Source organism: Cellulosimicrobium composti, assembly GCF_009711085.1.
Classification (GTDB): Bacteria; Actinomycetota; Actinomycetes; order Actinomycetales; family Cellulomonadaceae; genus Cellulosimicrobium; species Cellulosimicrobium composti.
The window spans coordinates 159,685-170,392 of record NZ_WMKA01000004.1 but is presented as its reverse complement, the minus strand read 5'-3'; the positions used below and the strand labels follow the sequence as shown (position 1 = coordinate 170,392).

The window sequence follows — 10,708 nt, the reverse complement described above, 5'->3', positions numbered from 1 at the left end:
GCCCGGACCGTGGCCGACGGCGCGGCCGCACTGCGCGACGGCACGGCGCGACTCGCCCCCGGGGCCCAGGGCGTCGCCGCCGGTGCCGAGGACCTCGCGGCCGGCGCGACCGCCCTCCGGGGCGGCGTCGAGTCGGCCCGCCAGGGGTCGGTCGCGCTCGCCGACGGCGTGCGCGGCGTCGCCGACGGTGCCGGCCAGGTCCACGACGGGGCGGCCGGCCTCGCGACGCAGCTCGCCGGCCTCGCCGCCGCGACCGACGACCCCGCGCTCCGGGCGAAGCTCGAGGCGCTCGCCGGTGCGGCCGGCTCCGTCCGCGACGGCGCCGCCCAGGTCGACGCCGGGGCCACCGGGCTCGTGACCGGCGCGGCGTCGCTGCGCGACGGGCTCACGGGCGCCGCCGACGGCGCGAGGCAGCTCGACGCCGGCCTCGCCTCGCTGCGCGCCGGTGCCGCCGAGGTGTCCGCCGGAGCGGCGTCCGCGCACGACGGCGCGACGCAGGTCGCCGGGGGCGCCGCCGCGGTGGCCACCGGCGCGGCGCAGGTGTCCGCCGGCGCGCAGGACCTCGCGCAGGGCACCCAGGCCCTCGCGGGCGGGGCCGAGTCGGTGCTCGCCGGGGCGAGCGACATCTCGACCAACAGCGTGCTCCTCGCCGCCGGGACCAGCGAGCTCGCCGCCGGGTCCGCCCAGCTCGCCGGGGGCGCGAGCGAGCTGCTCGCAGGCTCCTCGGACGTCGCGGCCGGGGCGGCGAACGTCGCCGAGGGCAACGCCAGCGCCGCGACGGCCGCGTCGACCCTCGCGCAGGGCACCTGGACCCTCGCCGACGGCGCCTCCCGGATCGCGGCCGGCAACGCCCAGCTCGCGGCCAGGACGATCGAGCTCGCCACCGGGGCGGCCGAGCTCGCGACGGGCGCGACGGACCTGCGGGGCGGGACGACCCGCGCCGCGGCCGGCGCGGCGGACCTCCGGGCCGGGACGACCCGCGCCGCGACCGGCGCCGCCGACCTGTCCGCCGGGACCGACCGACTGCGCACCGGAGCCGCGGACCTGTCCGCCGGAACCGTCCGGCTGCGGACGGGCGCGGGCGACCTGCTCGACGGCACCACGCGCCTCGAGGACGGCACGCTGCGCCTGCAGAACGGCCTCACGACGCTCTCGACCGGCGCGACGACCCTCGCGGCGGGCAACCTGGCGCTCGCGGAGGGCTCCGCGACGCTCCACGCGGGCACCTCGACGCTCGCCGACGGCGCCGTCGAGCTGCACGACGGCAGCACCCGGATCGCCGAGGGCGCGGCCACGCTGCACACCGGCACCGGCACCCTCTCCGACGGCACGACGGAGCTCAAGGACAGCGTCGAGAACAGCCCGGTCGGACGGCTGTCGCTCGGCATGTCCGCGCTCGTCGGCGGGTCCGTGCTCGCGGGTGTCGCGGGCCTCGGGCTGCGCCGTCGGCTCGCGGCGGTCTGACCGACCGTCTCGCCCGGCCGGGCGGCGCTCGCCGCCCGGCCCACGACTCGGGGGCGGCCTCACGTCGACGGTGCCGCCCCCGCGGGCGGCGGTCCCGGTGGACAGGACTCCGGGACCGCCGCCCTCTTTCGTGCCCTCCGGCGTGGACCCCGGCGGGCGAGGCCGCCGTCCTGGCGGTCCGGCGCCCGTCCCGGCGCGCGCCCCACGGTGCAGCGCCCGGTCAGGGCCGATCGCACTCGGGTGCCGCGCCCGCTCAGGGTCGGCCGTGGCGCCGCGCCGCGGCGTACGCGGGGTCGCGCAGCGCGTCCTCCCACGCGTAGGTGCCGAGCCGGCGCGGGGCGCGCCGCGTGGGGTCGAACCGCACGCGGAGGTCGTCGCCGTCGTGCTCGGCCCGCTCCGGGCCGTGCAGCTCGAGCGCGCCGAACCGGTGCCACTCCCCCAGCGGTGTCGCCTCCAGCACCTCGAGCACCGGGACGCCCCGGGCGCGCGCCGCGTCCCGGTCCGGCCGCAGCGCGAGCACGCGCGGCCCGTGCGGCGACCGCAGCGGCATGAGCGTCGAGAACCACCCGCCCATCGGCTCGCGCCGCAGCAGCATCGCCCAGCGCGTGAGCCGGCCCCGCCCGGAGGACGAGAAGAGGACGTCCTGCAGCGCGCCGTCGTCGGTCCAGCGCACCGCGACCCCGACGACGTCCGGCCAGCCGCGCGGGGCACCCGCTCCGAGCGAGACACGCACCGTCGCCGGGGTCCGGCCCTGCGGCACGACGGCGGCGCCCGCCTCGTCCTCCGCGACCACGAGCGTCGCGCGCAGCAGCACTCCCCGCGCGTGCATCGGCCGCCCGCGGCGCACGCGCGCCACGGTCCCGGTCACCGCCGCGAGCGCCGCCCCGGCGGGCCGCGCGACCGCCTCCACGAGTCCCGTCATCCCGCCACCGTCGCACCGCCCCGGGTAGCCCGCACGGCTGCGCACCGGGCGCGCGCCGCGTCCCGCGGTCGCGGCACCCGAGGCGATGACACAGATGGCCGCTACGCCGACACGTTGCAGTTCCTCGACGACGCCGACCACGACCTCGGGCGCCTGCTCGTGCTGTGCCGGGATCACACCCTCATCGTGAACACCGCGCGCGTTACGCAGCTCTGCGGTGTCGATGCGACGTCCGTCGAATGATCGGTTGGTGGGAACTCGTCGACGTCCGCCGGCTACGTCTCATTTCAGCTCCCTCCGCACACGACAGCCACCAGCCAAGACCAGCCGCACGGCACGACGTACACCGCGAACCGGCAACAGGTGATGGGTGACCTCGCGGCCACGATGGCGTGGTTGAGCGAGGTCAGCGCTAGACACGTAAGGACTGGGGCACCTCGGCCAGCGCATCGAGGGCTCGGGCTCGGTAGCGCTGCCCGGACCGGGTGCTCACCGGGCGGCCACGACGCGTCAGTTCGTCGGCCAGGCTAGCGCCGGTCGCGTCGGGATTCTCGCGCGCCACCTCGACGGACAGGGCCAGCGATTCCGGTCCGGCGTCGGTCGAGTCGTCGGACGCCTTGACGGGGAACAGCGCCGGCTGGCGGCTGGCCGTCCAGCATCGAAACCGTGCGCTGCGTGACTACGCTGAGCCCGCGCCCGTGCTTGCACGCCGCGGCCTACCGATCGTGCGGCCCGAAGAACCCCTTCCCGAACTTGCGTGGCTCAACAAGCGGCAGACCGGACCCGCGTCGCCGGCGAGGCTCTTGCATGGGCCGGGCGAGCCGGTCCAGGTGCGCTTTCTCGACCCGAACGGGCGCGAGGGCTGGGTCTGGCTCTGGGCTGACGCCGCTGAGCGCGCGCGGGGCTGTGGGCCAGACCCAGTACCGTCCCCTGCAGCCAGAAGAGCCAGGCGGAGGCAGAACCTCCCCCCAGCGAGGACGCCTACGACATCGTCTTTTACGTGCACGACGACGAGAGCATGCCCGCAGAGGACTTCCTCGACTCCTGCCCCGACTCGGTGCAAGACGACTTCGCGGCGATCCTCATTGCCGTAGCCACCTCGCCTCCCCACAAGTTCGCTGGCGGTGGGATGTGGGAGGCGATGCACGGAGACATGAGGGGGTGGTACGAGGCTCGGAAGGACTTCCAGCGTCGCCACTACCGGCTCTTCTGTCTTCTGGACACCAAGGCTAGAAGTCGAGCGAAGCCGCTCCTGGTCGTCGTCGACGGCCGCGACAAGGCCCGCGGCACGGTGATCGACGACAAGGAGTACAAGAAGATCCGTTCTCTCGGGGAGCGGTACCGCAAGACGCAGCCCCGCCCGATCGCCTAGCGATCGGACGGGGCTGTGGAGAATCGTGCGCCTCGGCAGTCAGGCCACGGCAACTTCATGGTGGGCGCGCGCGCCCGCAAGCATGGGCTCGGTTGTCTCGCGCCGCTCTTCCTCACTCATGGGTACGAGCACCAGCTTGAGTCCAACGGCGGCCGCCATCTCTCCCACTGTGCCAACGGTCGGGTTGCGGGTCGAGGCGGACAGCAGCCGCCGTACGGTCGACGACTCTGCGCCGATCGCGCGCGCGACGTCAGCCTTGGTCAGTCCGAGAGTTTCGATCTGCTCAGCAAGAGTGTTCACCACCTCGTCGATCGCGCGGATGCGCGCGAGCTCGGTGGCGAAGCGCCGCGCGGACTCTGGGTCCTGCATGCGCTGGTTGTGACGGTCCCAGAAGCGTCCGGTACGTGCCATAACAGTCACCTCCTGGGGTGACGAGCAAGAGATGTGATGGTGTTGGTGATGATGGTTCGGCGTTCGTATCGGGCTTCATCGTTACGATACGAACACTGCCGATCGTGACATCTATGTCACACGGGGTCAACATGAAACACATCACTCTCGCGCGCGCATCACGGCCCCTGCAAGCCTCCGGCGAGGTCGTCGAGGTAGACCGAGAGGTTCCATGGCACAACGTGCCCAGCCGCCCTGAACTAGCGGCGACGCACGGCCGCGGTCAGCGGCGGCGGCGGCGCACGACCGCGGTCAGCGGCGGCGGCGCGCGAACGCCCAGGCCGCGCCGCCGAGGAACACCACGGTCAGGCCGGCGCACCACGCGAGCGCGAGGACCGCAGTCGTGCCCAGGTCCGTGACGGGGCGGGCGTCCGACCCCAGCCCGACGAGCAGGCCGCGGATCGTCTCGATGACGGACGTCACCGGCTGGTGCTCCGCGAACCCCCGCAGCCACGCCGGCATCGTCACCGGCGGCACGAACGCGCTCGACACGTACGGCAGGAACAGCATGAAGAAGCCGAACCCTCCCGCCGCCGCGGGCGAGCGCACGAGGACCCCGACGAACGCCGCGACGCTCGTGATCGCCACGACGTACGCCGCCACGACGCCCACCGCGGCCACCCACTCGAGCGGCGTCGCGACCGGTCGGAACCCGACGAGGAGCGCGACGACCAGCACGACGGCAGTCGTCACGAGGTTCTTCACGACGCTCGCGACCAGGTGCCCCACGAGCACCGTCGACGCCACGATCGGCATCGACCGGAAGCGGTCCATGATGCCGCCGGACATGTCCTGCTCCACCGCGATCGCCGTGTTGGACGCGCCGTACCCCGCGCACAGCAGCACGATCCCCGGCGTCGCGTACGTGACGTAGTCCGTCCCGACGCTCATGGCCCCGCCGAACACGTAGACGAACAGGATCATGAGCATCACGGGCAGCACGAGGCCGAGGACGAGCTCGTCCGGCTCGCGCCGCACCAGCCGCAGCGACCGCGCGACCATCGCGCCGGCGTCGGCGAGCACGTGCCGTCCGGGACGGGGCGTCGGGGCAGGGAGCCGCGGGGTCGTGCCCGACGGCGCGGCGAGGCTCGGGGCGGTCATGCTGCGGTCTCCTCGTGGTCGGCCGGCGCGCCCGCGCCGGGTGCGGTCGAGCCGGTGTCGCGCGGGGCGCGGGCGCGGGTGGCGTGGCCGGTGAGCGTGAGGAACACGTCGTCGAGCGTCGGCTCGCGCACCTCCCAGCGCTCCGGCTCCGCGCCCGTCGCGGCGACGGCGGCGAGGACGTCGCGCACGTGACCGACGGAGCCGTCGGTCGGGACGCGGAGCGTCGACGAGGTCGCGACGTCGGGTCCGGGTCCGGGGACGGTGGCGTGCGCGTCCGTTCCCGGCCACGTGCTCCCGACCCGCGCCGCCTCCTCGGAGGTGGCGAAGGTGAGCTCGACGCGTGCGTCGCCGACGCGGCGCTTGAGGTCGGACGGGGAGCCCTCGGCGACGACGCGGCCGTCGACGACGAGCGCGACGCGGTCGGCGAGCTGGTCGGCCTCCTCGAGGTACTGCGTGGTGAGGAACAGGCTCGTGCCGTCGGCGACGACGGCGCGGACCACCTCCCACATGGTCTGGCGGCTGCGCGGGTCGAGGCCGGTCGTCGGCTCGTCGAGGAACATGACCTGCGGGCGCGTGAGGAGCCCCGCTGCGAGGTCGAGCCGACGGCGCATGCCGCCGGAGTACTCCCCGACGCGGCGGTCGGCGGCGCCGGCGAGGTCGAACGCGTCGAGCAGGTCGTCGACGCGTGCCCGCACGACGCGGCGCGGCAGGTGCGCGAGCCGACCCATCATCGCGAGGTTCTCGCGGCCGGTCTGCTTCTCGTCGACCGCCGCGTACTGGCCGGTGAGGCTGATGAGCCCGCGGACGCGCGCGGCGTCGCGCACGACGTCGTGGCCCGCGACCGTGGCGGTGCCCGCGTCCGGGCGCAGGAGCGTCGCGAGGATGCGGACGGTCGTCGTCTTCCCCGCGCCGTTGGGGCCGAGCACGGCGAGGACCTCGCCGCGGTGCAGGGCGAGGTCGAGGCCGTCCAGCACCCGCACGGGCCGGCGGGGGGAGCCGTAGCTCTTGCGCAGGCCGCGCGCGTGGACGAGCACGTCCGAGGTCATGAGGGCTCCCGAGGTCGGGCGGTGGCGTACCGCGTCGAGAAGAAACTGTTTATGTGATCCGCTGTTCTGTGTACGGTAGACACGGTTTCGCGGGCGGTCAAGGCCCGCGGGAGGATGGGGCGATGAGCACGAGCGACCCGGCCGACCGGCGCGGCCCCGACGGACCGGACCGGGCGGCGGACCTGCCGCCCGTGATCGCGCGCCTGTGGGGACGCAGCGCTCCCCCGCGACGCGGCCCCAAGCCCGCGCTGAGCGTCGAGCGGATCGTCCGGGCCGCCGTCGACCTCGCCGACGCCGAGGGCCTGGCCGCCGTCTCGATGGCGCGCGTCGCCGAGTCGCTCGGGTACTCCTCGATGGCGCTGTACCGGTACGTGGAGAGCAAGGACGAGCTCCTCGTCCTCATGGCCGACGCGGTGGCCGAGTCCCTGACCCTGCCGCCCCTCCCCGAGGGCGACTGGCGCGCCGGGCTCGAGGCGTGGACGCGCGCCCAGATCGAGGGCGTGCTCGCCCGCCCCTGGTACCTCGACCTCCCGCTCACCACGGCGCCCGTCGGACCGCACCGCCTGCGCTGGATCGACCGCGCGTTCGCGATGCTCGAGCCGCTCGGCCTCACGATGGACGAGACGCTGCAGATCGTCGGGCTCCTCGCGCAGCACGTGCTCGGCGAGGGCCGCGTCCAGGTCGAGACGCGGCGGGCCGCGGCCGAGACCGTCCGCAGCGCCCAGGGACTGCCCGGCGACACCCCCGAGCGCGACCTCGACGAGCGCGCGCTCGCCGCGGCGAACCCGTACGCCGACTACGAGCTCGTGCTCTCGCGGCTCGCCGACCCCGAGACGTACCCCGCGCTCACGCGCGCGCTCACGACCTGGGAGCCGGCGCCGGCCGCGCCCGACGACTGGGAGAGCGACGTCGGGTTCGGGCTCGACATCGTGCTCGACGGGATCGAGGCGTTCGTCGCGCGGCGGACGGGCGGGCGCCCGGGCTCGGCAGGGCCCGCAAGGACGGCCTGACGACCGAGCGGCGCGAGGCGGACGCCCCCGCGAGCGCGCGGCCCCGGGTGCGGGGCGTCAGGGGGTCGGCTCGACGGGGGCGTCGGGCACCCGGACGTCCGGCAGGTCGGGCAGCTCCGGCACGTCGAACGTCGGGACGTCGATGCTCGGGACGTCCAGCTCCTCCATCCGGTCGCGGAGCTCCTCCTGGCGGACGCGGTTGTTCTCCTGGATGCACGCGAGGCGTCCGGCGGGACGGCCGGTGCACTCCTCGACGCCCGAGCCGGGGTCCCGCGGGGAACGCGGCGCCTGGACGTAGCGGCCGTCGGCGTCGTGCTCGCCGGGGGTGACGGGCAGCGCGGCGAGCGCGGCCCCCTCGGCGAGGAGCAGCAGCACCGTGGTCACGACGAGGACCGCGGCACCGAGCCCCGCGCGCACCGCCGCGGCCGCGCTCACCGGCGCACGCTCGTCGGACGCCGCGCGCTGCCGGGCCGCGACGCGCCATGCCGCCCACATCCCCACGACGAGCGGCAGCACGTACGCCACCGCGGCCAGCGCCGCGACGGGGCGCGCGTCCTCGCGCGCGACCGCGCCCGGGCCGACGCTCGCCACGACGACCGCGACGACGCCGACGACGAGCGCCCGTCGCACGACCGCCCCCCGCAGGCTCGCGCGCAGGGCCGCGACCCGCGCCGCGCCCGCCGCGCCCGGCGGCAGGTACCCGAGCTCGCGCGCCTGCGTGAACATCGCCGCGTGCAGCACGGCCGAGGTCACGGTCGTCAGCGCGAGCACCACCCCCAGCCCGACGAGGAACCACCGGACGGCGACGGCGTCGCGCACGACGTAGAGCAGGACGAGCCCCGCGAGGACGCCCGCCCAACCGACGGCGACCGCCACGACCGTCCCGCCGCGCAGCGGCGTGCGGCGCAGCGTGCGGCGCAGGAGGCCGCGCGGCACCTGGAGCAGGACCGGCACGACGCGCAGCGCCGTGACCGCCGTCCAGAGCAGCACGACGATCCCCCACAGCGGCACGCCGCCCACGTGCGCGTCGCTCATCGCGAACGCGACGACGAGGGCGACCGCCCCGACGAGCAGCACCGGCATCTCGACGAGCCGCAGCACCTGCTGCCACACGCCCAGGTGCAGCAGGAACCCGGCCTCGGCGTGCTCGGGGTTCGTGGCGAGGACGCCGCGGTAGCCCTGGGCGCTGCGGCTCGCGTCGAGCGCGAGGGCCGCGTCGAGGTAGAGCAGGTCCTCGTGCTCGGGCGCGACGGCGAGGCCCTGGCGCACGAGGGCGCGCGCCCGGTCGTCGTCCCCGAGGCGGGACCAGAGCCGGGCGGCCTGCGCGAGGCGGTCCGGGTGCTGCGGCGCGAGCGCGAGCGCCGCGGCGACCCGCTCGCGCGCGAGCGCCCGGTCGGCGTGACGCACGCGCCCCGACAGGTGGGCGTCGGCGAGCTGCAGGTGGTACCGCGCGTCGTCGGGGTCGAGCTCGAGCGCGCGCCGCGCCGCAGCGCGCGCTCCGGGCACGTCGCCCGTGTTCTGGCGCGCGACCGAGAGCAGGTGGAACGCGCCGTCCGCCTCCGGTCGGGCGCCGACGACCTGCTCGAGGAGCGGCAGGGCCTCGGCGGACCGCTGCAGGTGCAGGCGCACCCACGCGGCGACCACGAGCAGCCGCGGGTCGTCGGGCGCCGCGGCGAGCGCGGCGTCGACCTCGTCGAGCGCACGCTCGGCGCGGCCCGCCTGGACCAGCAGCTCGGCGCGCGCGACGACGGCGCGCGGGTCGGTCGTGGTGGTCACCGTCAGCGGCCTCGGCGGCTCAGAGCATGCGCCGCGCGCGCAGGTACGCGGCGAGGTCGTCGTAGCGGCCGTCGTCGTTCGCGAACGTCACGACGTTGCGCGCGGACTGGAGCCACGCCGTCGTGGACGGCCGCACGTCGGCGAGCGCCGACTCCAGGTCGGCCATCGTGATCGGACGGACCTGGCCGGTCGCGATCGAGTCCATCATCGCCTTCTCGGCCGCCGTCGCGGCGAGGTGCTCGAGGTCGGCGCCGGAGAAGCCGTCGGTGCGCCGGACGACCGCGCGCAGGTCGATCCCCGCGAGCGGCCGGCCCGCGAGGTGGTGGCGCAGGATCGCCTCGCGCGCGGGCTCGTCCGGCGGGAGCACGAGCACGACGCGGTCGAACCGTCCCGGGCGCAGGAGCGCCGTGTCGACGTCCCACGGGTGGTTCGTCGCGCCGAGGACGAACAGGCCGTCGTTGTCGGAGCCGATGCCGTCCATCTCCTGGAGGAGCTGGTTGACGACCGTCCGCATGCCCGACGAGCCGGAGTACTGCGCGCGCCTGCCGCCGATCGCGTCGACCTCGTCGAGGAACAGGACGGCCGGGGCGAGCCGGCGCGCCCTCTGGAACAGGTCGTGCAGGTTCTGCTCGCTCTCGCCCATGTACCTGTCGAGGACGTCCGCGAGCGTCACGGTGAGGAACCGCGCGCCGAGCTCGCCCGCGACGGCGCGCGCCATGAACGTCTTGCCCGTCCCGGGCGGCCCGTAGAGCAGGAGGCCCCCGCGTAGCGACTTGCCGAACGCCCTCGCGATGGCCTGGTTGCGCATCGGCTCGAGGAACGCCTCGCGGATGCGCTTCTTCACCGGCTCCAGCCCACCGACGTCCGCGAGCGTCACCGTCTCGCGCGAGACCTCGAGCAGCCCCGACCCGTCGTCGGGTGCGTCGTCGCGCGCGGGGACGAGGAACGGCTTGCCGCCCGTGGGCTCGGTGCCCGGGGCGTCGTGCGGGCGGTCCGCGTCCGGGGCGGGCGACGTCGGGCGGGGCGACGCCGGGCCGGGCGTCGGGCCGGGCGTCGGGCCGGGCGTGGAGTCGACGCCGTCCACGAACGGCGGCGGCACGCGCACGTCGAGCTCACCCTCGAGCCGCTCCCAGTCGATGCCCGACGCGGGCGCGTCCGGCGCCGCCGCCGGCGCCGGGGCGGGCGAAGGGGCTGGATCGGCGCCCGGCGCGGGGGCCGGCGCGGGGGTCGCGGGACGCGTCGCCGCCGCGGCGGCGGAGTCCTGCACGAGGCGCAGCGCCTCGCCGTCCGCAGGGTCGATCCGCAGCGCGGCGCTCGCCTGCTCGAGCGCCTCGACCGACCGCCCGGCCGCGAGCAGGAGGCTCGCGTAGTGCACGCGCAGCGGTGCGCTCGTGGGGGCTGCCGCGACGGCGGCGGCGAGCGCGGCGAGGGCGTCGGACATGGGTCTCCTCCGGGAGCGGGGGTCGAGGCGTCGCACGCCCCGGGCTGGGTCGGTGCCGGGATCAGTCTGCCCGGACCGCCGTCGGCCCACCAGGGGGAGAAGTCACCACGGCAAGTACTTGCCAGT

9 protein-coding genes and 1 pseudogene are annotated in these 10,708 nt (G+C 75.9%); 4 read left to right on the top strand and 6 right to left on the bottom strand.

What is annotated here, in order from left to right; translation table 11 throughout:
- Nucleotides 1–1,464, top strand: a pseudogene (locus tag GJV82_RS03245) (hypothetical protein); the annotation flags it as partial.
- 253 nt (nucleotides 1,465–1,717) lie between these two features.
- Here the strand turns inward: GJV82_RS03245 and GJV82_RS03240 are convergent.
- Entirely contained in the window at nucleotides 1,718–2,386 is a 669-nt protein-coding gene (locus GJV82_RS03240) for a hypothetical protein (RefSeq protein WP_051471795.1), read from the bottom strand.
- Between the two features lie 114 nt (nucleotides 2,387–2,500).
- On the opposite strand from GJV82_RS03240, the gene GJV82_RS20410 reads away from it, so the two are divergent.
- Nucleotides 2,501–2,629, top strand: a complete 129-nt coding sequence (locus tag GJV82_RS20410; protein WP_263971378.1) for a hypothetical protein — start codon at nucleotides 2,501–2,503, stop codon at nucleotides 2,627–2,629.
- Between the two features lie 757 nt (nucleotides 2,630–3,386).
- Nucleotides 3,387–3,758: a hypothetical protein gene (locus GJV82_RS03235; protein WP_225873031.1), complete on the top strand. Its 372-nt coding sequence runs from the start codon at nucleotides 3,387–3,389 to the stop codon at nucleotides 3,756–3,758.
- A gap of 39 nt (nucleotides 3,759–3,797) precedes the next feature.
- Here GJV82_RS03235 and GJV82_RS03230 read toward each other — a convergent pair whose 3' ends face one another.
- The 3 genes from GJV82_RS03230 to GJV82_RS03220 all read right to left on the bottom strand — a co-directional run bounded on the left by GJV82_RS03230 (nucleotide 3,798) and on the right by GJV82_RS03220 (nucleotide 6,355).
- Entirely contained in the window at nucleotides 3,798–4,169 is a 372-nt protein-coding gene (locus GJV82_RS03230) for a helix-turn-helix domain-containing protein (RefSeq protein ID WP_024841375.1), read from the bottom strand.
- A 291-nt stretch (nucleotides 4,170–4,460) separates the two neighbouring features.
- Complete coding sequence (locus tag GJV82_RS03225; RefSeq protein WP_155098207.1) at nucleotides 4,461–5,309, bottom strand: ABC transporter permease; 849 nt, start codon at nucleotides 5,307–5,309, stop codon at nucleotides 4,461–4,463.
- The gene (locus tag GJV82_RS03220) at nucleotides 5,306–6,355 is read right to left on the bottom strand and encodes an ATP-binding cassette domain-containing protein (RefSeq protein ID WP_155098206.1); all 1,050 of its coding nucleotides are present in this window, start codon (nucleotides 6,353–6,355) and stop codon (nucleotides 5,306–5,308) included. Before GJV82_RS03220 ends, GJV82_RS03225 begins: the two co-directional genes overlap by 4 nt.
- A 122-nt stretch (nucleotides 6,356–6,477) precedes the next feature.
- Between GJV82_RS03220 and GJV82_RS03215 the strand changes: the two genes are divergently transcribed.
- Nucleotides 6,478–7,365 (top strand): TetR/AcrR family transcriptional regulator, encoded by an 888-nt coding sequence (locus GJV82_RS03215; protein WP_155098205.1) that lies wholly within the window; start codon nucleotides 6,478–6,480, stop codon nucleotides 7,363–7,365.
- A 57-nt stretch (nucleotides 7,366–7,422) separates the two neighbouring features.
- On the opposite strand, the gene GJV82_RS03210 is transcribed toward GJV82_RS03215, so the two are convergent.
- The gene (locus GJV82_RS03210) at nucleotides 7,423–9,141 is read right to left on the bottom strand and encodes a tetratricopeptide repeat protein (RefSeq protein ID WP_155098204.1); all 1,719 of its coding nucleotides are present in this window, start codon (nucleotides 9,139–9,141) and stop codon (nucleotides 7,423–7,425) included.
- 19 nt (nucleotides 9,142–9,160) lie between these two features.
- Nucleotides 9,161–10,582 (bottom strand): ATP-binding protein, encoded by a 1,422-nt coding sequence (locus GJV82_RS20405; RefSeq protein WP_155098203.1) that lies wholly within the window; start codon nucleotides 10,580–10,582, stop codon nucleotides 9,161–9,163.
- Nucleotides 10,583–10,708 lie beyond the last annotated feature (126 nt).